General features: G+C 72.5%; 15 protein-coding genes. 5 read left to right on the top strand and 10 right to left on the bottom strand.

Annotation, left to right across the window (positions count from 1 at the left end; translation table 11 throughout):
* Positions 1–21 precede the first annotated feature (21 nt).
* Entirely contained in the window at positions 22–2067 is a 2046-nt protein-coding gene (locus tag ACIBSW_RS29815) for a response regulator (RefSeq protein WP_354725181.1), read from the top strand.
* Here the strand turns inward: ACIBSW_RS29815 and ACIBSW_RS29810 are convergent.
* The 4 genes from ACIBSW_RS29810 to ACIBSW_RS29795 all read right to left on the bottom strand — a co-directional run bounded on the left by ACIBSW_RS29810 (position 2056) and on the right by ACIBSW_RS29795 (position 11203).
* Entirely contained in the window at positions 2056–2994 is a 939-nt protein-coding gene (locus tag ACIBSW_RS29810) for a ribose-phosphate pyrophosphokinase (protein WP_354725179.1), read from the bottom strand. The two genes, ACIBSW_RS29815 and ACIBSW_RS29810, sit on opposite strands and share 12 nt — an antisense overlap.
* 61 nt (positions 2995–3055) lie before the next feature.
* Complete coding sequence (locus ACIBSW_RS29805) at positions 3056–4123, bottom strand: DUF2855 family protein (RefSeq protein ID WP_354725177.1); 1068 nt, start codon at positions 4121–4123, stop codon at positions 3056–3058.
* 83 nt (positions 4124–4206) lie between these two features.
* Positions 4207–6453 carry an MMPL family transporter gene (locus tag ACIBSW_RS29800; RefSeq protein WP_354725175.1) on the bottom strand — a complete coding sequence of 749 codons (2247 nt, stop codon included), beginning with the start codon at positions 6451–6453 and terminating at the stop codon, positions 4207–4209.
* Between the two features lie 31 nt (positions 6454–6484).
* Positions 6485–11203: an aminotransferase class I/II-fold pyridoxal phosphate-dependent enzyme gene (locus ACIBSW_RS29795; protein WP_354725173.1), complete on the bottom strand. Its 4719-nt coding sequence runs from the start codon at positions 11201–11203 to the stop codon at positions 6485–6487.
* A 558-nt stretch (positions 11204–11761) separates the two neighbouring features.
* On the opposite strand from ACIBSW_RS29795, the gene ACIBSW_RS29790 reads away from it, so the two are divergent.
* Positions 11762–12175 (top strand): Ig-like domain-containing protein, encoded by a 414-nt coding sequence (locus tag ACIBSW_RS29790; RefSeq protein ID WP_354725171.1) that lies wholly within the window; start codon positions 11762–11764, stop codon positions 12173–12175.
* Positions 12176–12256: 81 nt separating this feature from the next.
* On the opposite strand, the gene ACIBSW_RS29785 is transcribed toward ACIBSW_RS29790, so the two are convergent.
* The gene (locus tag ACIBSW_RS29785; protein ID WP_354725169.1) at positions 12257–12550 is read right to left on the bottom strand and encodes a hypothetical protein; all 294 of its coding nucleotides are present in this window, start codon (positions 12548–12550) and stop codon (positions 12257–12259) included.
* Between the two features lie 73 nt (positions 12551–12623).
* On the opposite strand from ACIBSW_RS29785, the gene ACIBSW_RS29780 reads away from it, so the two are divergent.
* On the top strand, positions 12624–12995 hold the full coding sequence (locus ACIBSW_RS29780; RefSeq protein ID WP_354725167.1) for an STAS/SEC14 domain-containing protein: 372 nt from the start codon (positions 12624–12626) through the stop codon (positions 12993–12995).
* Positions 12992–13414: a nitroreductase/quinone reductase family protein gene (locus tag ACIBSW_RS29775; RefSeq protein WP_354725165.1), complete on the top strand. Its 423-nt coding sequence runs from the start codon at positions 12992–12994 to the stop codon at positions 13412–13414. The genes ACIBSW_RS29780 and ACIBSW_RS29775 overlap by 4 nt, the downstream gene beginning before the upstream one ends.
* A gap of 42 nt (positions 13415–13456) precedes the next feature.
* Here the strand turns inward: ACIBSW_RS29775 and ACIBSW_RS29770 are convergent, their stop codons facing one another.
* Positions 13457–16216, bottom strand: a complete 2760-nt coding sequence (locus ACIBSW_RS29770) for an HAD-IC family P-type ATPase (RefSeq protein ID WP_354725163.1) — start codon at positions 16214–16216, stop codon at positions 13457–13459.
* A 242-nt stretch (positions 16217–16458) separates the two neighbouring features.
* Here ACIBSW_RS29770 and ACIBSW_RS29765 point away from each other — a divergent pair, with 242 nt between their 5' ends.
* Positions 16459–24117 carry an FG-GAP-like repeat-containing protein gene (locus ACIBSW_RS29765; RefSeq protein WP_354725161.1) on the top strand — a complete coding sequence of 2553 codons (7659 nt, stop codon included), beginning with the start codon at positions 16459–16461 and terminating at the stop codon, positions 24115–24117.
* Between the two features lie 25 nt (positions 24118–24142).
* On the opposite strand, the gene ACIBSW_RS29760 is transcribed toward ACIBSW_RS29765, so the two are convergent.
* From ACIBSW_RS29760 to ACIBSW_RS29745, 4 genes are read right to left on the bottom strand one after another with little or no spacing between them, the layout of a single operon-like run.
* Positions 24143–24622 carry a hypothetical protein gene (locus ACIBSW_RS29760; protein ID WP_354725159.1) on the bottom strand — a complete coding sequence of 160 codons (480 nt, stop codon included), beginning with the start codon at positions 24620–24622 and terminating at the stop codon, positions 24143–24145.
* 38 nt (positions 24623–24660) lie between these two features.
* On the bottom strand, positions 24661–25443 hold the full coding sequence (locus tag ACIBSW_RS29755) for a MerR family transcriptional regulator (protein ID WP_354725157.1): 783 nt from the start codon (positions 25441–25443) through the stop codon (positions 24661–24663).
* Between the two features lie 14 nt (positions 25444–25457).
* Positions 25458–26219, bottom strand: a complete 762-nt coding sequence (locus ACIBSW_RS29750; RefSeq protein WP_354725155.1) for an ABC transporter permease — start codon at positions 26217–26219, stop codon at positions 25458–25460.
* Complete coding sequence (locus ACIBSW_RS29745; protein ID WP_354725154.1) at positions 26216–26983, bottom strand: ABC transporter ATP-binding protein; 768 nt, start codon at positions 26981–26983, stop codon at positions 26216–26218. The genes ACIBSW_RS29750 and ACIBSW_RS29745 overlap by 4 nt, the downstream gene beginning before the upstream one ends.
* Positions 26984–26990 lie beyond the last annotated feature (7 nt).

The following is a 26990-nucleotide window of genomic DNA, read 5'->3' as shown; positions in this document are numbered from 1 at the left end:
ATAGTGAACTGCATGGGTGTCATGGCTTATCCCCTCCGATACGCGCTGGCCGACCTCGCGCTGGCCCTCAGCCGGGCAGCCCAGGACGTGGCCAAGGTCCGCGCCACCGCGGCGCAGGCCGCCGCCGACATGGTCGGCGACGGCGCCGGGATCCAGATGCTGCGCGAGGACGGCCGCTACGACGCGATCACGTTCCATCATCCCGACGACGGGCTCCGCGCGCCGTACGCCGAGCTGCTCGACCGCGAGGGCGAGCTGCCCGACGACGACTTCTCGACCGGGCTGGCCGCGAGCCGCCGGCCGGTCGTGCTGACCGGCCAGGGCGGCGAACCGCTCACCGTGCTGCACCGGGCCGGCGCCGAGCCGGGCGAGCGGGCACCCGCCGTACACGCGGCCGTGCTCTGCCCGGTCATCGTCGACAACACCTACGCGGGCTACCTGCTGGTGGTCCGGGGCGCACCCGGCGCGGCCTACACCGAGGCCGAGGTCGAGCTGGCCCGTGACATCGCCGGCGAGCTGTCGCTGGCGCTGTCCTCGGCCCGGGCGCAGGAGCGGCTGCGGGCCAGCGAGGAGCGCTACCGCCGGGTGCTGGAGACCATCCCGGAGGGCGTGCTCCAGCTGGACGACGAGGGCGTCGCCACGTACGCGAACGAGCCGATCGGCGTCGTCCTCGGCCTGCCCCGGGCTCAGCTGATCGGGGTCTCGCTGCGCGGCTTCCTCGACGACGCCGGCCAGCGCGAGCTGATGCGCCGCCTCGCCGAGTGCCGGGCGGGCCGCTCGACGGTCGGCGCGACCCGGCTGATGCGCGCCGACGGCTCGCAGCGCAGCGTGCGGATGAGCATGATGCCGCTGGAGGACGAGAACGGGCAGCACGGCCACGTGCTCTGCATGATCACCGACACCACCGACCACATCGACGCGCGCGGCCTCAAGCGCCAGCTCGACCACCTGCGCCGGCTCGACAGCATGGGCCAGCTCATCGGCGGCATCTCGCACGACTTCAACAACCTGATGACCGTCGTGCAGGGCTCCGCCGACATGATCGCCACCACCACCGCCGAGGACTCGCCGCAGCATCGGATGGCCAAGGACATCATGGAGGCGGTCAACACCGGGCGGACCCTGACACACCAGCTCCTGGCCTTCGGCCGGACCGAGGGCAACCGGCCGGAGATCATCCCGATCCCGGACCTGCTCACCGACGTGCAGAGCCTCTTCAGCCGTACGCTGGGCGAGCGGATCGGCCTCGACCTGGCGTTCGGCCCCGACGTCTGGCCGGTGCGGGCCGAGCGCGGCCCGCTGGAGCAGGCGCTGGTCAACCTGGCGGCGAACGCCCGCGACGCGATGCTGCACGGCGGGATGCTGCGGGTCGCGGCGACCAACGAGGTCATCGAGCCGGGTCAGCTCGCCGAGGACGCGCCGACCGGCCGCCTCGTGCACATGGTCATCCAGGACACCGGCGTCGGCATGACCGACGAGACCCGCAAGCGGGCCCTCGAGCCGTTCTTCACCACCCGGCCCACCGCCGCCGGTCTGGGCCTGGCCACCACCGCCGGCATCGTGAAGGGCATCGGCGGGCACATCGCGCTGGAGTCGGAGCCGCGGATGGGCACGACGGTGCACCTGTACCTGCCCGCGGCCGAGCAGCGCGCGGGGGTCGACCGGCGGGCCAAGCCGGCGGTGATCGGCCGGGTGCTGATCGTCGAGGACCAGCCCGAGGTGGCCCAGCTGGTGCAGCGGCTGATCGCGCCGGCCGGCTACGAGATCACCGTGGCGACGGACGCGCTCACCGCGGTCACCGAGGTGGCCGCGGGCGCGCAGCCGGACCTGCTGATCACCGACGTGGTGATGCCGACGATGACCGGGCCCGAGCTGGCCGCGGCGCTGCGCACCCACCACCCGGACCTGCCGGTGCTCTACATGTCGGGCTACACGGCCGCGTCGCTCGGCCCGCAGCTGCACCTGGACGAGAACAGCATGCTGGTGGAGAAGCCGTTCACCCGCTCGACGCTGCTCGGCGCGATCCTGTCGCTCTGCGGCCCGCAGCCCTCGAAATCAGGCGAATAGCGCGCTGACCGACTCGCCGTTGTGGATGCGGCGCATCGCCTCGGCCAGCGCGGGCGCCACCGACAGCACGGTGAGCTTGTCGGTGCGGGTGCCGGCCGGGATCGGCACGGTGTTGGTGCAGACGATCTCCTCGATGTCCTTCTCCGCCGAGAGCCGGGCCACCGCGCCGGCGGTGAAGAGCCCGTGCGTGCACGCCACCCGGACGCTGCGGACGTGGCGCTCGCGGAGCCGGTCGAGCAGTTCGAAGACCGTGCTGCCCTTGGCGATCTCGTCGTCCAGCACGATCACGTCGCGGTCGGCCACCTCGCCGATCACCGAGCTGATCACGACCTTGTCGTCCGCGAACCGCTGCTTGGCGCCCGCCGCGACCTCGATGTCGAGCATCCGGGCGAACGCCGCCGCCTCCTTGGCGTTGCCGAGGTCCGGCGAGACCACGACGGTGTTGCTCAGGTCGTAGCCGCGGAAGTGGTGCGCCAGCTCGCGCAGGGCGTGCAGGTGGTCGACCGGGACGCTGAAGAAGCCGTGCACCTGCGGCGAGTGCAGGGTCATCGCCAGGATCCGGTCCGCGCCCGCGGTCTGCAGCAGGTCCGCGACCAGCCGGCCGCCGATCGAGATGCGCGGCGCGTCCTTCTTGTCGCTGCGGGCGTACGCGTAGTGCGGCAGCACCACGGTGATCCGCCCGGCCGAGGCGCCCCGGGCGGCGTCGAGCATGAACAGCAGCTCGACGAGGTTCTCCTGCACGGGCGGCACGAGGGGCTGGATCAGGAAGACGTCCCGTTCGCGGCAGTTGCCCTGCAGCTGCACCTCGATGCAGTCGTTGGCGAACCGGGACGTCTTGGTCGGCAGCAGCGGCACGCCCAGCTGCTCGCAGATCTCGGCCGCCAGCTCCGGATGGGCACTCCCGGTGAACACCGCTATGTCACGCACGGGCACCACCCTAGGTGCAGCGCCCGCGACACCATCAGGCGACCTCGGGCCGGTGCCCGCCTCAGAGCTGGACGATCTGGCCCACCCGCGGCGGCGTCTCGCCCCGTAGGACCTCCCCCCACGCGCGGCGCAGGGCCTTGGGGCCCTCGCCGACCCGGACGTCGAGCCAGTCGCCCACGACGCCGGCGAACCGCTGCCAGGCCGCGGCGAAGCGCTTGTCGAGCTCCTCGCGGCCCCAGTCCTGGCGACGCTTGGAGATCCGCACCGGCGCGAAGAAGAACTCGCCGGCGGCGTCCATGTTGGGGATCTGGTTGGTGAGCCCGACCGCGACATCGCGCACCATCCGGTCGCCGAGGCGCTGCCGCAGCGCGGCCCGGACCGCCGGGGCGCCGGAGAGGTCGAGGTAGGCGGTCGGCACCAGGTCGAGGTCGCCGATCCCCTCGTACGCGACGACGTCGTCATAGCAGCCGAGCGACCGGGTGAACTCGATGTTGCCGGGCGAGGTGAGCCCGATCAGGCGCGGGCCGCGGCCGTGCAGCTCGTACGCGGCGGCGTAGGCGGTCTTGCTGGACGCCGACGACAGCACCAGCGCCTCCGCTCCGTAGTAGTCCTCGTCGATGACCTGGTCGGCCAGCATGAACGAGGTGAAGAAGAGCGGCCGGAACAGGATCAGCAGGTCCTCGGCGTCCGCCCGGTACGCCGGGTCGCCGTCCGTCGCCCGGTAGGCGTTGTACGGCGACGGCAGGTCGGCCCGGTGCGCGCTCACGTCGCGGAAACCGGTGGCGTCCACCCGGTCCGGCCGCACCACCAGGTGCCCGGCGGACGGCAGATAGCCGTACACCCGCAGGCCGACCGCGACTTCCGGCACCGTCGACGCGACCACCTCGGCGAAACCCCACAGCGGCGGCAGCCCCCATTCGGGCCCGAGCCCGTACGCCTCGGGCGGGAAGAACTGCCAGTACCGCATCGACTCGCCGAGCACCGCGTAGGTCACGTTGTTGGCGGTGAGGCCGACGCGGTCCACCCGCAGCAGGGCCTCGCCGTCGGCCAGGTCGGGCAGATCGCTCAGGAGCAGCGTCGTCTCGCCGAGGTTGGCGCGGGTCACGGCGAACGTCCAGGAAGCAGCCATGGTGTGACGCTAGGTTTCGTGACACACCGAGACAAGTGCACGTCGAGTGCAAAATGCCACTCGCCGCCTGGACGCCCGCCGTATCAGGATTGCTCCCGCAGCCCGAGGCGGGCGTGCAGCGCGCGCAGCGGCCGCGGCGCCCACCAGTTCCAGCGCCCGGCCAGCCGCATCAGGGCGGGCACCAGCACCGGGCGGACCAGCAGCGCGTCGAGGATGATCGCGAGGCTGGCGCACAGGCCGAAGAACTGGATGAACGACACCCCGGACGACAGCATGGCCAGGAACGACACCGACAGGATCGCCGCGGCCGCGCTGATCACCCGGCCGCTGCGGGACAGCCCGTCGACGACCGAGGTGTGCAGATCGGCACCCTGGCCGTGCCGTTCGATGATCCGCGAGAGCACGAAGACCTCGTAGTCCATCGACAGTCCGAACGCGACGCAGAACAGCAGCACCGGCATGGCCACCGCCAGCGGCGTCGCGGTATGGCCCAGGACGCCGGAGAGATGGCCGTCCTGGAAGACCCAGACGGCGACCCCGAAGACCGCGCTCATCGTCAGCAGGTTCAGCAGCAGCGCCTTGACCGGCAGCAGCACGCTCCCGGTCAGCAGGAACAGCAGCGCGAACGTGGTGCAGGCGATCAGCACCAGCGCGAGGGGCAGCCGGTCACCGATCGAGCCGGTCATGTCGACCAGCTGCGCGGCCAGCCCGGTGACGAGCACGGGCACGCCCTGCGGCACCGGCGCGGCGCGCAGGGCGCGGGCCAGGTCGGCGCCGGCGTCCGAGTACGGCTCGAGGTTGCTGAGCACCGAGAACCAGGCCGTCTCGCCGGCGATGAAGGCGCCGGGCGGCGCGGCGGTGACGACCGCGGTGCCGCCGCCGAACGAGCCGGCCATGCTGTCGACCCGCTGCACCCCCGCGATCCGGGAGAGCCCGGCGGCGTAGTCGGCGGCCCGGATGACGGCGTCCGGCCCGTGCCCCCAGTGCTCCGCGACGATGACGGCGGCGCCGTTCCCGGTGCCGCCGAAGTCGCCCCGGATCGAGTCGGCGACCGTCCGGCTCTCCGCGTGTTTCGGCAGCACCCGGTCGTCGGCGACGCCGAACCCCACGTGGGTGAACGGCAGCGCGAGCACCAGCAGCACGAGCACCACCGGCGCCGCGGTCAGCGCCGGGCGGCGCATCACGTGACCGGCGACCCGGCCCCAGAAGGCGGTGTCGCCGCCGACCGTCCGGTGCCGGGGCCACACCGACCACTTGTCGATGCGGTCGCCGAGCAGCACCAGCAGGGCCGGCAGCACCAGCAGGGCCGCGCCGACAGTGGCCATGACGACGGCGATCCCGGCGTACGCGAACGAGCGCAGGAAGTACTGCGGGAAGACCAGCAGGCTGCACAGCGCCACCGCGACGGTGGCCGCGCTGAACAGGATCGTCCGGCCGGCGGTACGCATGGTGACGGCGAGCGCGGAGAGCATGTCCTTGTCCCGGCCGCGCTGCTCCCGGTAGCGCGAGACGAAGAGCAGGCTGTAGTCGACGGCGAGGCCGAGGCCCAGCGCCGTGGCCATGTTGACCGAGAAGACCGACACGTCGGTGAAGACGGCCAGCAGCCGCAGTACCCCCAGGGTCATGACGATCGAGAAGATGCCGATCAGCAGCGGTGCGCCGGCCGCCCAGACGGTGCCGAAGACCAGCAGCAGCAACAGCAGGGTGATCGGGATCGCGATGGACTCGGCCCGGGCCAGGTCCTCCGTCACCTGATCGGCGATGTCGTTGTTGATCTGGGTCAGGCCACCGAAGGCGACCCGCACCGCGCCGGTCGTGCCGGCCAGGTCCTCGTGCAGCCGCTCGACCCGCTGCATGCTCTGGTCCTCGTCGCCGTCCACATGCACCAGGATCATGCCCCGGTCGCCGGCCTTGTTGACCAGCTGCGGCAGCATGTCGTCCCAGTACACGCCCACGACGCTGGCCTCGGGCGCCATCGCGAGGCGCCGGACGACCCGCCGCGCCGCGTCGCCCGCGTCGGTGTCGAACGCGCTGCCGCCCGGCTTCTCGACCATGATGACCAGGTTCGGGTCGGCACCGCGGAAGTGCTCGGCGAGCACCTGCCGGCCCTGCACCGAGTCCGAGTGGACATCGTCGAAGCCGCCGGTCTTCAGCGCGCCGACCACGTCGCCGCTGAAGGCGACCGCCAGCGCCGCCAGCAGCAACGCGGCGAGGATGACCAGCTTCGGGCGACGGGCGACGAACGGCAGTACGACGCCGGTGCCCGGGCCGCGGGTGCTGACCCCGTCGGGCCGGGCGGCCCGGGCCGGCGGAGATTTCACAGGGGTCATGTCAGGCGCAATCTGCGAAGGGGGCCGCGGGTCATGCCGGTTGCGGCACGCCGGCCTGGCAAGCCGGGTCGAGGTTCCGGGCCAGAAGGTCGACGGTGGTCTCGATGTCCTCCGGGCTGTGCTCGGCGGTGACGAAGAACCGCAGGCGCGCCAGCTCCTCCTTGACCGCCGGGTACAGGATCGGGTTGACGCTGACGCCGTTCTTCAGCAGCGTGTCGGAGAGCCGCAGCGCCTTGACGGAGTCGCCCGTGATGCACGGGATCACCGGCGTGCCCGCGCTGGTGCCGACGTCGACGCCGGCCTCCCGGGCGAGGCGCAGGAACAGCGCGGCGCGGTCGTGCAGCCGGGCCAGCCGCTGCGGCTCCTCGCGGAAGATCCGCAGCGCGGCCAGGGCCGCGGCGGCGTTCGCCGGGCTCATCCCGGCGCTGAAGATGAAGCCCGGCAGCGTGTACCGGAAGTACTCGATCAGCTCGTGCCGGCCGGCGACGTAGCCGCCGCAGCTGGCCAGCGACTTCGACAGCGTGCCCATCCACACGTCGACGTCGCCGCGGTCGACGCCGAAGTGCTCGCCGACGCCGCCGCCGCGCGCGCCGAGCACGCCGATGCTGTGCGCCTCGTCCACCATGAGCAGGGCGCCGTGCCGCTTCTTGAGCGCGATGAGCGCCGGCAGGTCGCAGATGTCGCCGTCCATGCTGTAGACGCCCTCCACCACGATCAGCACGCGGCGGTAGCGGTCGCGGATCTGCCCGAGCATCGCGTCGAGGGCGTCCAGGTCCTGGTGCGGGAACGGCTGGCGGCTCGCGCCGGAGAGGCGGCAGCCCTGCAGGATGCTGTCGTGCGCGAGGGCGTCGTGCACGATCAGGTCGTCCGGGCCGACCAGGTGGCCGATCACGCTGACGTTGGTGGAGTGCCCACCGATCAGCGTGATGGCGTCCTCGGCGCCGACCAGGTCGGCCAGGGCCTGGTCCAGCTCGTCGTGCAGGGCGCGGTTGCCGGAGAGGATCCGCGCCGCGGACACCGACGAGCCGTACCGGTCGACCGCGTCCTTGACCGCTCCCGCGACGGCCGGGTGCCCGGCCAGCCCGAGGTAGTTGTAGCTGGAGAACGAGATCAGCTGGCGCCCGCCGACCCTGGTCCGGCTGTCGATCACGCTGTCGTGCACCAGGAAGTAGGGGTTGGCCACCTGCAGCCGCTCGAGCATCACGCCGCGCTGCTGGAACGCCACGATCTCGGGCAGGTACGCCACGTCGGCGACCTCGGCGCCGCGCGGCTCGGGCCACACCGGGCGGGGCCCGGAGTCCGCGGCGGCCGGCGCGGGCGGTGCCACCTCGACGGCCGGGCGGGCGGGTGCCATGGAGCCGCCCGACTGCGCCCTGGCCAGCGCCTGGGCCAGCTCGCCGACCGTGGTGATGCCGAAGACGTCCGCGGGGTCGAGGGACAGGTGCGGCCAGCGGCGCTTCACGGCCGCGGTGAGCTCGGAGCTCATGATCGAGTCGAAGCCCAGGTCGGCGGCGAACGAGTGCTCCGCGCGGACCAGGTCCGGCGGGTAGGCGCTGATCCGGCCCACCATGACGCCCAGCTCGGTGAGGATCTGGCCGGTGTCCGCCGGCGACGACTTCTGCGTCGGCACCGGTGCCCGCGTCGCGGGCGAGGCCGGCAGCGCCGGCGCGGTCGGCGGGTGTGCGACGCCGGCCGTCGCCGGGGAGCAGCCCACGGCGGAGGACGGCGTGACGTCCCGCATGCCGGTGCCGGCATAGTTTTCCAGCGGCTCGGCGCTGAAGCTCTGCAGGGCAGCGAGTTGCTCCCGCAGCAGCAGGATGACGTCGTTCATGTACGTCCGCTCTCCATTCCTGGTTACGGCCGGAAGCGCGGCGCGCTCCGGTTGACGGGACTCGGTTGTGGACGGCGCCGATCCGGCCGCCACCGGCGGGCGGCCGGCACGCGCGCCGGACGGCCGCGGGCGACCGCCGCCGGCGTTGCCGCGGATCGAGTAGTGCTGGGTGGCCACCGGCGACGGCGGCAGGGTCAGCAGGGGCACCCGCAGCCCCGCGAACAGCGGCATCAGATTCACGGGCACGCCGGCGACCGCCAGCCGGCCCAGCCCCTCGAGCAGCGCGTAGCCGTCGTCGGGCTCCGCCGGCATCAGCGCGATCGCGTCCAGCCCCGCGGCCGAGGGCGTCCGGGCCGCCATGCCGAGCAGGGCGTCCCCGGCGCAGACCTGCACGAGGATGCGGGCGCCGGAGTCGACCGCGACGTCGACCGCGTCGCGGAACAGCACCGGCGAGGAGCCCTGGCGGCTCCACAGTGCACGCAGCGTCTCCGGGTCGCCGGCCGCGCCCGGGTCCACGCTGGACACCAGCCGCAGGGCGGGCGTGCGCACCGTCAGCTCGGCCGCGTGCTCGGCCACCAGGGTGTCGACCCCGGCGAGCAGCGGCGAGTGGAAGGCGTGCGACACCCGCAGCGGCACCGCCTGTACGCCGCGGTCCTCGCACCGCGCCAGCAGGCGCGCGACCGCATCCCGATGACCGCTGGCCACCGTCTGCGTCGGATGGTTGTAGCAGCCGGCCCAGACGCCCTCGATGCCCCGGCGCAGCTCCTCGAACCCGGCCGGGCCGATCTTCACCGCGGCCATGGTGCCCGGCGGCGGCTCCTCGCCGGCGGTCACCGCGGCGCCGCGGTCGACCAGGAAGTCGATGCCGTCGCCGGGCGTCAGCGCACCGGCGGCGACGGCGGCCACCACCTCACCGGCGCTGTGCCCGAGCGTCACCAGCGGCGTCACCCCGCAGTCGGCGAGCAGCTGGGTCATCGGGATCCCGGCGACGCCGAGCGCGGGCTGGCAGATCCGGGTCGCGTTCACCTCCGCCTGGGCGTCCGGACCGGGCTCCTCGCACAGCAGCTTGGAGACCGGGGTGCCGGTGCGCTGGTCGACCAGGTCGGTGAGCGGCCGCACGTTCCGGTCGAGCGCCGGGAAGCGGGCCACCAGGTCGCGCAGCACGCCCGCCCGCAGCGAGCCCTGGCCCGGATAGAGGAAGGCGAGCCGGCGCTGCTCGGGCGCGAGCGGCGCCGCGCCGGCGTACACGCCCGGCCCGAGCCGGCCGAGCGAGCCGGCGGCCAGCGCCCGCGCGGCGGCCGCGAGCCGGTCGACGAGCTCCGCCCGGCTGCGGCACATCACGGCCAGGCGGGCGGGCAGCGGCAGGCGGGCGGCCATCGTGCGGGCCACGGCGGCGGGCGTCATCGCGTCGTCGGCGGCGACGACGGCCGCCATCCGTTCGGCGTGCGCCGCCAGCAGGTCGGGCGTGTCCGCGGTGAGCAGGACCAGCCACGGGCGGTCGTCGCGGCCCCGGTCCGCGTCGCCGGGCTCCCGCTGATCGGGCACCTCGCTGAGCACGGCGTGCACGTTGGTGCCGCCGAAGCCGAATGAGCTGACGCCGGCGCGCCGGCGGTCGTCCGGCACCTCCGGCCAGTGCCGGGCCTCGGTGGTGATCTCCAGCCCCGCCGCGGCGAGCGGCAGGTCGGGGTGCGCGGAGACGGCCGGCTGCGGTGGCACGGTGCGGTGGTACAGCGCGAGCGCCGTCCGCAGCACGCCCGCGGCGCCGGCCGCCGGCAGGGTGTGCCCGATGATCGCCTTGCCGGACGACAGGTAGCAGGGCCGCCCGGCCGCGCCCGTCGAGCGCAGCCGCCGTACCGCCTCGATCTCGACCCGGTCGCCGACCGTCGTGCCGGTGCCGTGCGCCTCCAGGAAGTCGATGGCGCCCGGGGTGACGCCCGCGTCCCGGTAGGCGGCCCGCATCGCCGCCTCCTGGCCCTCGGCCCGCGGCGTCATCGGCCCGGAGCCCTTGCCGTCGTTGCCCGTACCGATGCCGTTGAGCACCGCGTAGATCCGGTCGCCGGCCGCGACCGCGTCGCGCAGCGGGCGCAGCACGGCGAGCGACCCACCCTCGCCGAGCACGAACCCGTCGGCGCGGGCGTCGAAGGGCCGGCACACGCCGGCGGCGGACAGCGCGCCGACCCGGGAGAAGCCGATCAGCGCGTTGGGGGTCAGGTTGAGGAAGACCCCGCCGACCAGCGCCGCGCTGCACGACCCGGTCCGCAGGTGATTGACGGCCTGGTGCAGCGCGACCAGCGCGGACGAGCACGCGGCGTCGATGGCGAACGACGGGCCGCCGAGGTCGAGCAGCTCGCTGACGGCGCACGGCCCCATGTTGAGCAGCGAGCCGGCCAGCGAGAAGGACTGCGGCGCGTCGACGGCGCTCGCCGCCGCCCGCGCCACCGCGCCGAGCAGCTCGGGGTCGCGGGCCTGCGGCGACAGCGACCCGTCGGCGAGCATCATCGCGGCGACCCGCGCGCCGGCCACGCTCGAGTAGTCGGACGTGCTGAGACCGACGAACACGCCGGTGCTCGCCCGATCGAACTCGGACCGCTCCCAGCCGGCGTCCTGTACCGCCTCCCGGGCCAGGTCGATGAGCAGGCGGTGCTGGGGATCCATGGCCTTGGCACGCCGCGGCGGAATCCGGTGGTGCAGGGCGGCGAACTCCTCGACGCCGTCGAGGAAGGCCACCTGGTCGGTGTAGGTGGAATTCGGATCACGGCGATCGTGCGAGAAAACCGTCTCGTGATTCCAGCGCGTGGACGGAACGCTCCGGAATTGCTGAGCCGCGTTCAACGAGTTCGCCCAGAACTCCACGACGTCACGAGCACCCGGAAAACGGCAGGAAAGACCGACAATCGCAATGTCCACTGATGTCCCCATGCTTGCGTGCGGTTGACGGCTCGACCGGAAAGCCGCCACGAAAAACGCAGAGCGCACCGATGCAAGTTCGCCGCCGGATGCGCTTTTCAGGGATGCTACGTCACCTTTCGCTGTCCAAGGTAGAACACGCGACATCGGCAGGGTGATCTTGCAAGCGGGTCACCCGGATGGGTTTCTCCACCGCGTAAGTGCAGTACGTCGCAGGTCGCTCCGACCGGGATGGACGGTGCAGACGCGAATGCCGCTTTCGCCGCCGTGTCGAATGTGGTCGGACTCGGCCGATTATCTGCGCGGCCGCACTCGGCACTTCCGCTTTAGTCATTAGGAGCGCGACACCCGACCCCCGCGGAGCCTCCCGGGGCCGCTTCTCACTGAATCTCTCGCATTTACCGGAGCCAGCGAATGACCGGGCGGCCGATACGCCCGGCATCCCGCGACACCCTCTCGGCGCACCGGGCCGACAGACTGAGAATGTCTCATACACCCGATAGTGGGCATTTCAACACGCTTGGGTGTGTCCGTGCCTGTTAGACAGACAAACCACCTACTTTGTGCTCCATGAAGCAAACCATCCAGCGATTGCTCGCGATCGCCGTGGCGCTCATAAGCGTCGCTACTGCAAGCCCGGCCCAGGCCGTCGGGGCGCAACCGCCGCCGCAGCGGCTTCACGCCACCGCCTACTACGGCACCCTGGACGTGATCGCCCGCGAGGTGCTCGGTCTCCGGGCCCGGATCACTACCCTCGACGGCCGCCCGGTGCCGGGTCTGCCGGTCTCCTTCGTCACCACCGGCGAGCGCTGGTTCATGTGCGAGGCGACCACCGACTGGAACGGCGTCGCCGAGTGCCGCAACGGGCCCATCCCGCCGCCGATCTCCCTGGCGAACCTGCTGGTGAACGGCTACGACGCCATCTTCTCCGGCAACCGCTGGTTCCGGCCCGTCATGGCGCACAACAACATCGGCATCGGCTGACCGACCCCGCCGCACCCATCGCACCCGCCCGGCTCCGGCCGAGCGGGGCGGTGGGGCGCCCGGGGCCGCCGCCGCGGCGCGTCAGCCGAGACCGCGGTGCCCGGCCCACAGCTCGCCGGCGCGGCCGGCGGCCCGGTCGACCAGGGCCACGAGCTCGGGCCGGTCGGGCACGGTGAACGAGACGTAGGCGCCGCGGCCGCCGGCGGTCGGCCGGCCGTACGCCTTCGCCGCGAGGCTGCCGTCCTTGAGCAGCCGGACGTTGAGCGTGGTCAGCATGAACTCCACACCGCGCCGGGTGTCGGTCCAGCGGAGCTCCTCGGGGATCGTGACGTTGATCGCCAGGGCGCTCACCTCGGGGTCCACGTCACCGCTCATGAACGCAGTTTCTCACGCGGATCACCCATCGCGGATGAGGTGCCCGCGGGCCGGCCGGTGCACAGTCAGATCCATGATCGAAGTGCTTCCCGACCTGCCGGACGGCGCCCTCGGTTTCCGATTCACCGGGCCGATCAGCCGCGAGGAGTACGTGGACATCCTGCTGCCGCCGATGAAGGCCGCGCTCGAGAAGGGCGGGGTACGGCTCCTGTTCGTCATCGACGACGACTTCGGCTGGTTCCAGCCGGGCGCCTTCTGGGAGGACCTGAAGTTCGGCCTCGGCCCGGCCCTGTCACATCACAAGGCCTGGGCACGGATCGCGATCGTCTCCGATCTCGACTGGATACGCCACGCCATGGGCCTGTTCGCCTGGATGATGCCCGGCGAGGCGCGTACCCTCCCGAAGTCGGAGCTGGACCAGGCCAAGCAGTGGGTGGCGGCGTGAGCGACTGGAACACCAAGATCATCGAAGAGTTCCGGGCGAACGAGGGCCGCGTCGGCGGGCCGTTCGCCGGTGCGCCCATGGTGCTGTTGCACCACCGCGGCCGCAAGAGCGGACGCGAACTCGTCGCACCGCTGATGTACCTGCCGAACGAGACCGACGACGACGTCATCCACGTGTTCGCGTCCAAGGGCGGCGCGCCGGAACACCCCGACTGGTACCGCAACGTCGTCGCGGCCGGCCGGGCCACCGTCGAGCTCGGCACCGACACGTACGCCGTGACCGTACGGGAGCTGACCGGCGACGAGCGCGACCGGCGCTTCGACGAGCAGGCCCGCCGCTATCCCGGCTTCGCCGAATACGCGCAGAAGACCGCCGGAATCCGGACCATCCCCGTCGTCGAGCTCACCCGCACGGCCTGACCCCCGGGTGCCGCGGTCACCGCGGCCGCCGGGTACGCCTCGTCAGAGCGGGCTGGTTCGGATGGACTGTGCGTTGCCGGCCCGCGCCGCGCCCCGGGCGCGGCGACGGACGACCACTTTGCGTGCCTCCTCGAGCCACAGCACGACCGAGCCGGCGGCCAGGCAGACCGCGAACTGCGCCCCGCTCAGGTGGGTGGCGTCGAAGAACTCGCCCAGCCACTCGACCTTGACGATGGCGAGCTGGGCGACGGCGACGGCGCCGACGGAGAGCCAGAGGTAGCGGTTCGAGAAGAAGCCGGAGACGAACGCGGACGCCCGCTCGGCGCGCGCGTTGAAGACGTTGAAGAGCTGGGCCAGCACGAACGTGGTCCAGCCCATCGTGGCCGCGACGGCGACGCCGTACGCCGGCTCGGCGAGGGCGACCACCCCGAGGGAGCAGGCGGCCATGACCGCGGCGAGCCAGAGCAGCACCCGCAGGCGGGCACCGGGCAGGATCTGCGTCTTCTTCGCCCGCGGCGGCTCGTCCATCGCCCCCGGGCGGGGCTCGTCGACGCCGAGCGCCAGCGCCGGCGGGCCGTCGCAGATGAGGTTGACCCAGAGAATCTGGATCGTCGTGAACGGCGCGGCCAGGCCCAGCAACGCGCTGGCCAGGACCGCCATGATGGCGCTCAGGTTGGTCGAGAGCTGGAAGCGGACGAACTTGACGATGTTCTCGTAGATCGTCCGCCCCTCGCGGACCGCGGTCACGATCGTCGCGAAGTTGTCGTCCAGCAGGATCATGTCGGCGGCTTCCTTGGTCACCTCGGTGCCGGTGATCCCCATGGCCACGCCGATGTCGGCCTGCTCCAGCGCGGGCGCGTCGTTCACGCCGTCGCCGGTCATCGACACCACCAGGTCGTGCGACTGCAGCGCCCGTACGATGCGCAGCTTGTGCTCGGGCGCGACCCGGGCGAACACGCCGATGTCGCGTACCCGGCCGGCCAGCTCCCGGTCGTCCAGGTGCTCGAGATCGGCGCCGCGGATCACCTCGCCGGTGATGCCGAGGGCGTCGGCGATGGCGCCCGCCGTGGCCGGATGGTCCCCGGTGATCATCTTGATCTCGATGCCGGAGTTGTGCGCGGCGGCGATCGCCTCCTTCGCCTCGATCCGCGGCGGATCCACGATGCCGACCAGGCCGAGGAAGGTCATGCCGGTGGCGGCCTGCGCGAGATCGCCGTCGAGGTCGATCCGGTTACGGGGCACCCAGCGGCCCGCGGCCGCCAGCACGCGCTGCCCGCCCTCCGCGAGCCGCTCGGCGGACGCCCGGACCGCGGCGCGACCCGCGTCGTCGAGGGCCACCGGCTCGCCGTCGTGATCCGCGATGTCGTCGACGCGCTCGAGCACGCTCTCGACCGCGCCCTTGACGCAGATCACCAGCTCGTCGCCGTGCTGCCGCAGCCGGTCCTCGTGGATCGTCGCCATGTACTTGGTGGTGGAGTCGAACGGCACCTCGCCGACCCGCGGGAACCGCTGCCGGGCGCCGTCCACGTCGATGCCCGCCTTGGCGGCCAGGACCACCAGCGCGCCCTCGGTGGGGTCGCCGATGCAGGCGCCGTCGCGGATGACGGCGTCGTTGCAGAGCGCCATCGCGGCCGCGAGCCGGCGCAGCTCGGGCGGCCGGCGGTCGAAGTCGGTGGCGACGATCCGCCCGTCGAGCGAGTAGCCCTGGCCGTCGACGGAGAACTCCTCGTCGCCGCGCACCAGCGTCCGTACGGTCATCTGGTTGAGGGTCAGGGTTCCGGTCTTGTCGCTGCAGATGACCGAGGTCGAGCCGAGGGTCTCCACGGCGTGCAGGCGCTTGACCACCGCGCGACGCTTGGCGAGGCGGCTCATGCCCACCGCGAGCGTCACCGTGACGGTCGCCGGCAGCGCCTCCGGGATGGCCGCGACGGCCAGCGCGATCGCGCCGACGACCAGCTCGGCGAACTCCTGGCCCTGCGCGAGCCCGATCAGCAGCAGACCGAGCACGGCGAAGCCGGCGATGATCGCCAGCCGCCGGCCGAGCTGGGCGGTCTGGCGCTGCAGCGGCGTCGGCTCCGACTCCACCTCGGACATCAGCGTCGCCAGCTTGCCGATCTCGGTGTCCATGCCGGTCGCGGTGACCAGGACCTCCGCCCGGCCGGCCGTGACCGCGGTGTGGGTGAACGCCATGTCGGTACGGTCGGCGAGGGCGGCGTCGCGGCCGACCGGGCCGGAGTCCTTGTCGACCGGCACCGCCTCGCCGGTGAGCGCCGCCTCCGCCATCGCCAGCCGGAACGCGGCGATGAGGCGGCCGTCGGCCGGCACCGTGTCGCCGGCCTCCAGCAGCACGACGTCGCCCGGCACGATCTGATCCGCCGGGATCTGCTGCACGGCGCCGTCGCGGCGGACCCGGGCCTGCTGCACGACGAGCGCCTGGATCGCGGCGAGCGACTTCTGCGCCTGCCGCTCCTGCCAGAACCCGAGCAGGCCGTTGAACACCAGGAGAACCGCGATGAAGGCGGCCTCCTCGATCTCGCCGATGGCCAGGGACAGCACCGCCGCGCCGAACAGCACCAGGATCAGCCCGTCGGTGAACTGCGCCAGCAGCGTGCGCCACCACGGCGTCGGCGGCGCCGACTTGAGCGCGTTCGGCCCGTACCGGGCCTGGCGTGCGGCGACCTCCGCGCTCGACAGGCCCCGCCCGGCGTCGGCGGCCAGCGTCTCGGCCACCTCGTCGACCGTCATGGCATGCCACTGCAGGCCACGCAGTTCCCGCAGATCGGACTCCAGCTCGACGGACAATTGCTTCTCCTTGGTGGTGCCATGGATCCGGCGGGAACTCCTCCCGGCGCCGTGCGGTCAACGTCAGGCGCGCGCCGGGAAGCTGTTCCAAATATCCATATTGCGAAGATAGGCCATATCCGTCCTAAGCCCCGCTGGAAACCCCGAACTTCAATCGCATACCCGACTATCCGCTGACCACCATCGATGGCTTTTGTGCACGATTGGCGCTGAGAGCCATTCCTGCGCCGAGAGCCGAGACCATGGGAGTACGCGCGTCCGCCGCGGTGGTGCTCGTGTGCGGCCTGCTGGCCTCGGATCTGGTCGGAATGCGGCCCGAGGCGCAGAGCCGGGCGGGCGGCCCGGACGCGAGCGGACCCGGCGGCTACACCGACGTCCGGGTGGAGGTGCCCGCCTTCCGCGGTCTCGAACCGGCGCTGCGGCTGAGTTATGACGCGGGTGCGCCGAACGGCTGGCTCGGCGTCGGATGGTCGCTGTCCGGCCTGTCGGAGATAACGCGGCTGGCGCCGGGCCGCGGGGTGCCGAGCCACACGGATCAGGACGAGTTCCACCTCGACGGGCTCCGGCTGGTGCGATGCCGGGCCGGCGGTGCCGCACCGGTACGGAGTCCCGGATGCGAGCATCCGTCCTCACCGGCCGCACAGGGTTACGCCACGCAGGTGGAGGGCTACCGGCGAATCGAATTCGAACCCTCCGCCGCGGGCGGCACGTGGCGCGTCTGGAATCGGGACGGAACGCGGCTGACGTACCGGCCGCGCCTGCCGGTGGGTACGGATCCGGCGGCCTGGCACCTGGCCGGCGTCCAGGATCCGCGGGGCAACCAGGTCGCCTACTCCTACTCACAGAACGCCGACCCGCTCGGCACCGGCCGCGAATATCCACGCGCCATCTCGTACAACGGCGTGGTCGTCACGTTCCACTCGGAGCCTCGGCCCGATCCGATCGATCAGGCCGACGGTCGCGCACTCGTGGTGACCCGGCACCGCCTCAAGTCCATCGACGTCCAGGTGCACGGGGAGCGGCTGCGGGCATACGCGCTGCGGTACGAGACGCGAACGGGCACCACCTCCCGCTCGATGCTGCGAGCGGTGCAACAGTACGGCCGGGACGCCGTGCTCGACGGCTCGGGCACCGTGGTGTCCGGCACGGCCGCGCCTGCCCTCACGCTGACCGCGCAGGCCGGCCCGGCGCCGGCCGCCTGGTGGGCCGCCGAGCCCGTCGCGACGATCCCCGATCCGGGCCCGCGGTGGAACGGCTCGCGACCCGGTTCGGTCTTCCGCGACCAGGTGGTCGACCGCGAGTTCCACCAGCGGCCGCGAGATCCGGAGGACACCCCGTACACGACGGGCGACATCAACGGCGATGACCGCACCGATTGGATCAAGGTCAACGCCAACGACGACGCCGGGCCGGCCCGGGTGGAGATCACCACCGGAGTGAGCGACCGCGGGCTGGTACCGACCTCCGTCTCCGAGATCCTCCCGTGGCCGGACCCGGACGGCTGGGGCGATCCGCTCGACCGTGGCCTGCAGGTGTGGGCGACCGACGTCAACGCGGACGGCAGCGACGACCTGATCCTGACCGTCGGCCATCGGCGGGGCCGGCCGGTGATCTCGTTTCCGGTGGGCGGCCAGACGGCACCACAGGTGATGCTGATCTTCGTGGCGCTGTCCGAGCACGACGGCACCTTCCGCCTGCTGCCGTCGTTCACCGAGACCTCCTGGATCGACAACCCGAACTCGGGCTTCGACATGCTCTGCCAGCCCGGCGACGCGAACGGGGATGGCCGGGCCGATCTGGTCTGCGTGTACTCGGACCCGTTCGTGAGCCCGATCCTGGAGCCGCTCAACCAGTATCTCGGCACCGCGCTGGGCCGGGGCGACGGCACCTTCACCACCGCCTCCGTCGCCGCCCCGGATCGCGGCTCGCACCGCGGCACACCGGACCTGGCCGTCGGCGACGCCGACGCCGACGGCCGCGCCGACGTGAGCCTGGCGTTCAGGCACCGCTGGTGGACCGGATTCGGACGCGGCGACGGCACCTACTCCCTGGTGGATCACCAGACGGCGTTCCACGGATGGAACGGCCGGCTGCGCGCCGCCGACGTCAACGGCGACGGCCGCGCCGATCTGCTGCGGGTGGTCACCCTGCCGGGCCAGCCGACCCGGCGTGGCCTCGTGCAGACCCTGGTGAGCCAGCGCGGCGGCGGCTGGCTGGCGCGGGAGGACCAGGTTCCCGACCGGCTGGTCGGCGACGAGCGATACCTGATGGTCCACGTGACCGCCGGCGACGCCGACGGCGACGGGAACATCGACCTGTTGTTCCCCATGCTGACCGAGGCGCATCCGGCCACCGCCTGCTCGCCCGCGTTCGACCGCCCGCACACCAGCTTCACCCGGGTGTTCGGCGTCGGTGACGGCACGTTCCGGTGGCCGGCGAGCTGGACCGACTGCGGCGCGTCCAGCGAACGCGCGTACACGTTCGACGACCTGCTGACGTGGCAGGGCGTGCACGCCCCGGACGTCGACGGCGACGGCCTCGCGGACCTGTTCGGCATGTACAGCGACGCCGGTCCGCTGATCGCGGTGGATGACGTGTCGCCACGCACCGGGGCGGACAGCGCCCGGCGGTCGATCGGTGCCGACGTGGACGGCGACGGCCGGCAGGACACCCTCTACGTCCATCCGGCCAAGGACTCCACCACGATCTACGCCCTGCTGCGGCGACCGGGCGGCGGCTACCTGCAGCGGGCCCAGCGCGTGTTGCCGGGCCGCGGCACCCAGGTCGCCCGGAACTGGAAGGTCGGCGACGTCAACGCGGACGGCCGCGCCGATCTCATCTACCTGGTGGACGAGCCCGGCCGATTCCGGATCACCTCCCTGCTGGCCGACGGTGCCGGCGGGTGGACCGAGCGGACGCGGGTCGCCTGGCCCAACTACGTCGCGCAGAACCCGGGCGAGTCCGGGCGCGACGACCCCGGCTGGCGGACCATGGATGTCAACGGCGACGGCCGGACGGACCTGATCCACCTGTACCGCGCCGACCAGGTGCTGCGTATCAACACCCTGTTGTCCACCGGCGATGCGGCCTGGACGCCCCGGCCGGGGCGGGTGCCGGGCGAGCCGCCGGCCGCGGGACCGCTGAGCTGGCAACAGGCCGATGTGAACGGTGACGGCCGGACCGACCTCGTCCGGGTTCGCCCGGTCGCCGGCGGCGGCTGGGTGGACACCGTTCTGTCCACCGGCGACGGACTCCGCTGGCGCCGGGCGACCCAGCCCTTCGCCGGCACGCACCTCGCCGTCGACGCCCGCAGGTGGCTGGTAGCGGATGCCAACGGCGATGGCAAGGCGGACCTCGTCCGGCCGGACCGTACGGCGACCGGGATCTCCGTTCGGTCGCTGCTGGCACACGGCGACGGCAGGTGGCGGCCGGAGAACGCCGCCGACGCGTTTCCGAACCCCTTCGCCGACGACGCGGCGATCGCCGACACGGCACGCTGGCGGGTGACCGATGTCAACCACGACGGCCGATCGGACCTGCTGCACCTGCTGCCCTTCCGGCTGCCGCCGCACGTGCCCGGCGGTCAGCCGGAGCTCGGTCTGCGGATCGACACGCTCACCTCGCTGGGGCAGGGGGTGTGGCGGCCCACCGCGCCGGTGCCGAACGCGCTACCCGGCTACGCGTCACCGGGCGCCCTGGAGTTCGCGCCGGCCGACGCGGACGGTGACGCGGACGCGGACCTGGTCCGTCTCGACCTGCGGGCGGGATCGCTGCAGGTCACCACGATCCGCGCGGCCGCGCCGCCGGACCTTCTCGTCGGCGTCGACAACGGCCTCGGCGCCCGGACCAGCATCGGCTACCGGCCGTCGTCGGCGTTCCGGACGCGCAGCCCGCCGGCGCCGGAGTTGTCCGGCTGCCACCTTCCGCACGGCGTCGTCCTGAACCTGCCGGCGGCGGTGGAGCTACGCGTCGCGGGCACCTCGCCGGCGCGCGCGGAGTACGACTACTCGTGTGCGCGATGGTCGTACACCGACCGGCGGCTGCTCGGCTGGGCCCGGACCGCGACAACCCAGGCGGCCGCCGCGAACCGGCCGGCCCGCAGCACCGTGCAGCACTACCGCATCGACGACACCTGCCTGGTGCGGCCGGTGTCGTCCTTCCGCCAGGACGCGGCCGGCCGCCTGCTGGGCCGCACCGTCACCTCGTACCTGCCCACCGGCGGACGCGTCCCGGCCACCTGTCTGCCGGAGACCGCCGGCACCTGGGAGTACGACACACCGACCGGCGGCGGCCCGGCGGTGGGCCGGGAGAGTCGCATCGCGTACGCCTACGACCGTTTCGGCAATGTCGAGCGGTTCCAGGCCCTGGGGGACCCCGCGGACCCGGGCGACGACCAGGTGATCCGGCGGCGTTTTCGACCCGCCACCCAGCCGTGGATCGTCGACGCACCGGCCGGCGAGGAACTTCGGGACGGCACGGGTGCGACCTCGAAACGGCTGCGCGACACCGGTTGGTGCTACGACGGCGACAACGGCCCGCCGCGGGGTGCCTGCCCCGGCGTGCCGGGCAGGCTCGGCCTCCTGACCGCGGTCAAGCGGCTGGACGACCGGGGCCGCTACCTCACCACCACCCTCACCTACGACGCGTTCGGCAACCGCACCTCGGTCACCGACGCCCTCGGTCACACGACTACGACCACCTACGACCCCGAGCGCCAGCTGCTGCCGGAGCGCGTGTGCAACGCGTTGCGGCAGTGCACCGTCACCGACTGGGACCGTCGGCAGGGCCTGATCACGGCGTTCACCGACGCCAACGGCGCCCGGCTGGAGACCGACCCCGATCCGTTCGGCCGGCCGGCGACCGTGCGGCAGCCCGGCCGGGGCGCGGTCCGCTACAGCTATCTCGACTGGAACGATCCGGCCCGCCGACGGATCCGCGAGGTACGCGACGACGGCACCCCCGACGGCCTCTGGTCGGAGACGTTCCTGGACGGGCTGGACCGCCCGACCGGCATCGAACGCGAAGGAGACCAACCCGGTCGCACCTTCGTGCGGCACCTCTTCTACTCCGACGCCGCGGCGCGGCCGGCCGCGACGACCAACTGGTTCAGCCTCCCGGCGGGCGAGGCGCCGGTGGTGGAGCGCTACGCCTACGACGCCGACGGCCGGCTGACCAGCCATACCCATGCCGACGGCGCCATACGCCGGTGGACGTACCGCAACGACGACGAGTACACCTGGGTCGACGAGACCGACGAGCGCGGCGACACCACGACGCGCAAGTCCGACGCGCACGGCCGACTCGCCGTGGTGGAGCAACGGGACCACGGCACCGTGTCCCGGCTGCGCTACGGATACGACGCCGCCGGCCGGCTCAGGACGATGACCGACGACCAGGGCAACGTCAGCCGGTGGTACTACACGCTCCTCGGTGAGGTTGCCGCGATCGACGACCCCGATCTCGGGGTGTGGCGCTGGACCTGGGACCCGGCCGGGAACCGCGACACCCAGACCGACGCGCGCGGCCGGCGGCTCAGGTACCGCTACGACGCCGCCAACCGGCCGGTGGCCGAGATCCGTCGGGACGGTTCCGAGTTCCGGTGGCACTACGACGAGCCGGGGCACGGTGCCGGCATCGGACAGCTCACCTCGGTCGGCGACCCCACCGGTCAGGGCTGCCCGGGCGGCCGGTCCCGGTCGCTGCGCTACCACCCCGGCGGTGACCTCGCCGAGGACCTCAGATGCGTGGGCGGCGATCGGCAGGCCGTCGGCTTCGAGTGGGACGGCCTCGGCCGCCAGCTGGCGGTCACCTACCCCGACGGCGAACGGCAGACGTACGGATATGACACCGCGGGCCGCCTGCGGGACATGCCGGGTCTGGTGGGTGAGTTCCGCTACGACCCCGACGGGAATCCGACCTGGACCGAGCGGGCCGACAGCACCGTCACCGCGTGGACCTGGGATCCGAAAAGGCGCTGGCTCAACGAGATCAGCACCGCCTCCCCCGTCACCGGGCCGCTGCTGCGGATCGGCTACACCCACGAGCCCGACGGCCTGGTGCGGACCGAGTCCGTCACCCCACCGGGACGACAGCTGTCGTTCACCTACGACGGCCTGGACCGGCTCACCGAGGTGACCGGCGCCCTGGCCGAGCACCTGAGCTGGGACACGGTCGGCAACCTGCGGCAGTCGTCGGTCAACGGCGGGTACACCTATCCGCCGCCGGGCCCCGCCGGATGCGGCTCGGGAACCGCGCGGGCGCCGTGCCGGGGTCCGCACGCCGCGTCGAGCATCGCCGGCGAGCGGTACTACTACGACGCCAACGGCAACACCGTGGCGGTAGGCGACGCGCCCACGTACACCGTGCGCGCCAAGCAACCCGGCCGGCGTCGCGACACGCTCTGGGCGATCGCGGCCGATCGCCTCGGCGACCCGCGGCGATGGCCGGAGATCTTCGCGCTGAACCGCGGCGAGCGGTATCCCGACCCGCCCGGCGGCCGCTTCACCGACCCGCACTGGATCTACCCGGGTCAGCGCCTGCGCCTGCCGCCGGCGGCCGGCGCCGCGGGTTGCACCGCCGGGTCCTCGACGACCCCGGCCATGCGGCACCTGGCCTGGGACGACGACAACCGCCTGGTGATGGTCGAGGACGAGGCCGGCCGGCGGACCTGCATGCGGTACGACGCCGACGGCACCCGCGTCGAAACCCGCCACGGTACGCGGGTCCGCCGATACTTCGGGCCGTGGCTCGAGGCGGGCGCGCGCGGAGCCGACAGCGTCAAGTTCTACTGGGCCGGCTCCACGCTCATCGCCGGCCGCGACCGCAACGGTCTGCACTTCTTCCATACCGACCGGCTCGGATCGACCCGTCTGCTGACGACCGGGACCGGGGCGGTCGGCGCCCGCTACGACTACCGCCCGTCCGGGGCGTCGCCGGGCCCGCAGAGCGCGGCCACCGACCTCCGGTTCACCGGTCAGCGTCAGGACCCGTGGTCCGGCCTCATCCAGATGGGCGACCGGTACTACGAGCCCAAGACCGCGCGATTCCTGAGCCCCGACTCCGTCGTGCCGGACCGCGGCCGCACCCAGTCCGGCAACCGGTACCTCTACGCGTACGGCAACCCGCTCGGCTGGACGGACGCCACCGGCCATCAACCCGACGATGCCAGCGACCCCGACGACTGGGCACCGTGGCCGTACGAGGCGGATCCCGGAACCCCCGACTGGTCGGCGGAGCAGGCCCTGGCCGGCCTGGGCGACCCCAACCTGTGGGCCGACGAGATAGACGTGTACGGGCCGGCGCCCCTGCTCGAGGCCGCCGACTCGGCGTCCAACATGTTCAGCTACTTCGTCAGCGATTTCTTCCGGCATACCGACGACATCTTCAGCGGCCGCGACGCCCAGTACTGGCACGCACGCAATCCCGACGACCCGTTCTTCGACCTGCCCGCGCCCGACCCCCACCCCTGGCGGGACGCCAACGGCAACGTGGTTCCGGTGGCGTACGGCATAATCCCGGTGCCACTCACCCTCTCCGGGCCGGTGCTCATCAGAGCGCCTCCAGCAGCCACCGCGGCGGAGATCGCGGAACTGGAGGCGTACATCAAGGGCAGCAACGAGGCGATCTCCGCCGGCAAGCTGTCACCTACCGGACGGGTGCCGACCAGCGGCGCGCTGCGCACCGCGGCGTCGCAGGCCGCTGCCGCCGAACGCGCCGCCGCGGCCGCGAGGGGTGCCCCCTACCAGGGCCACGCCGGGCACGTTCCGGACACGACCTGGATGGGACGGCCCGAACCGCACAGCTGGCTTGATCTGTCGCCGCGAGTCAACATGAGCGTCGGCGGCCAGGCCCCCCAGTATCCGTTGGGGTATCAGCCCACCGAGTTCATCCTCGTCAAATAGCGAGGCTCGGCGGCCGACCGGGTGGTCACCGACCAGGGGTGGCCGGGCTGCTGGGCCATGATCCCGGGAAGCAGATCGACATCAACGTCGTCTGCGCCGGCGACAGCATGGCGCCTCCGGTCTCCGGGAGCCGGCCCTGGGCCCTGCCCGCGAGCTCGTCGGCGTAGCCCGCGAAGGCGTCACTCAGCTCGGGATCGGTGGCCTCGGCGGCGAGCACGCGCGGCACCGCCGCCTGCGCACTCCAGTAGGCCCGCTGGATCTCGGCCAGCTTGGCCTTCGGCCGCTGCTTCCCGACGTACTCGTCCTCAATGGCCTCGCGGTACGCCTGCGTCTGCGGTGCAAGCTCCTCGCCGGCGCCGCCCACGAACGCCCGCGTCGAGTCCTTCCACTTCGCGCACAACGCCGCCGTGTTGTCGGCGTCCTTCCGCGGCTCGCCGGCGGCGGCGCCGCACCCGCTCACACCCAGAGCCACCACCAGAACAGCCATCCCCGTACGCACCCGCATGAACACTCCCCCGTCAAGATCCCTGTCGATGCGGCACCCTAACCCACGGGCGGCTCCTGCAAGCGCTGCATCCGGGTCCACCCGTCCCAGCCGCGTTCGCGCATCAGCTCGCGCAACCGCTCGGCCCGGTTGTCGGACGCGTCGGCGAGATCGTCCAGCAGCGCGAACGACACCTCGTCCCGGTCGCCCTCGCCGAGTTCGAGCTCTCCGTCTGCCTCCGCCTGCTCCGCCAGCTCGACCAGGAGGTCGACGGCCTCAAGGACGAGCGGATCGTCGGTGCCCTCTGTCTCCAGCAGCGCCGACAACACCTGGTAGAGCCGAACGACCCGGGGGTCGTCGAGCTGCGCGAGCTTGTACGGCACCCACTCGACGACCTGGTCGGGCCAGCGGGCCGCGAGCAGGATCCACCCGTCCCGCTCGCCCGCCAGCATCCGCTCGGACGTTCCGATCTCCCGGAGCCGGTCGAGGTAGCCGACCACCTCCGGCGGGAGTATCAGTCGTTCCCCGGCGGCGAGCTGCGCGACCTGCTTGCGGCTGGCCTCCAGCCGGTCGATCTCCGCACGCAGGTGCGCGTCGATCCGCTCGACCGCCTCGGCGAAGGCCGCCTCGTCGGCGTCGAGCATCCGGGCGACCTGCCGCAGCGGCACGCCGGCGTCGGCGAGCGTACGGATCTTGATGAGCGACACCACGGCGGGCGCGCCGTACGTCCGGTAGCCCGAGGCGTCCCGCTCCGGCTCCGGCAGCAGCCCGATCTGGTGGTAGTGCCGCACGGCCCGGACCGTGACGCCCGCGTACGCGGCCAACTGCCCGATCGTCAGCATGCTCAGATCCTGGCTCAGCCGGCCCGGCGGCGGTAGGTGACGCCGGCGAGGGCGATGGCCACGACGAGCAGGCCGACGCACCAGGCGAGGGCGGTCCAGATGCCCGAGCCGACCGGTCGCCCGTCGAACAGCGCCCGGACGCTGTCGACGATCGAGGTCATCGGCTGGTTCTCGGCGAACGCGCGCACCGGGCCGGGCATCGACTCGGTGGGCACGAAGGCCGAGCTGATGAACGGCAGGAAGATCAATGGATAGGCGAACGCGCTGGCGCCGTCCACGGAGCTCGCGGTGAGGCCGGGGATCACCGCGAGCCAGGTCAGCGTCAGGGTGAACAGGACCAGGATGCCGGTGACCCCGAGCCATCCCAGCACGCCCGCACCCGTCCGGAAGCCCATCGCCACGGCGACCAGGACGACGACGACCAGCGAGATCAGGGTGGCGACCACCGAGGTCAGGACGTGCGCCCACAGCACCGCGGACCGGGCGATCGGCATGGACTGGAACCGCTCGAAGATGCCGCCCTGCAGATCCTGGAACAGCCGGTACGCGGTGTAGGAGATGCCCGACGCGATCGTGATGATCAGGATGCCGGGCAGCAGGTAGTTCACGTACGAGCCGGTGCCGGCCTGGATCGCGCCGCCGAGGACGTACACGAAAAGCAGCAGCATGGCGATCGGGGTGACCACCGTCGTGATGATCGTGTCGGGGCTGCGCGCGATGTGGCGCAGCGAGCGTCCCAGCAGGACGGCGGTGTCGCCGACGAAGTGGCTGCTCATGACTGTCCTCCGTGCTTGGCGGCGCCGACCAGGGTGAGGAAGACGTCCTCGAGGGTCGGCTGCTTCTCGACGTACTCGACCTTGGCCGGGGGCAGCAGCCGCCGCAGCTCGTCGAGGGTGCCGTTCACCAGGATGCGGCCGTCGTGCAGGATCGCGATCCGGTCGGCCAGCTGCTCCGCCTCGTCGAGGTACTGCGTGGTGAGCAGCACGGTCGTGCCGCCCGAGGCGAGTTCCTTGACGGCACGCCAGACCTCGAGGCGCGCCTCCGGGTCCAGCCCGGTGGTCGGCTCGTCGAGGAAGATGACCGGCGGCTCCCCGACCAGGCTCATCGCGATGTCCAGCCGGCGGCGCATGCCCCCGGAGTACGTCGCCACCCGGCGGGCGCCGACGTCGGTCAGCGAGAAGCGGCGCAGCAGGTCGTCGGCGACCGTGCCGGCGTTCTTGAGGTGCCGCAGCCGGGCGACCAGGACGAGGTTCTCCCGCCCGGTGAGGATCTCGTCGACCGCCGCGAACTGACCGGTGAGGCTGATGGACTCGCGGACGTCGGCGGCCTGCGTCGCGACGTCGGCGCCGTTGACCTCCGCGCTGCCGGCGTCGGCCTTCAGCAGGGTGGACAGGATCTTCACCAGGGTCGTCTTGCCCGCACCGTTCGAACCGAGCAGCGCGAAGATGCTTCCTCGTGCCACCTCGATGTCCACACCGCGCAGCACCCTCAGTTGTTTGAACGACTTCTCCAGGCCGCGCACGCGTATCGCGTAACTCATGCCGCCA

It is taken from the genome of Actinoplanes sp. NPDC049668 (genome assembly GCF_044465445.1).
GTDB lineage: Bacteria > Actinomycetota > Actinomycetes > Mycobacteriales > Micromonosporaceae > Actinoplanes.
Note: the sequence above shows the minus strand (reverse complement) of the source record. Positions and strands in the feature narration are given on the sequence as shown.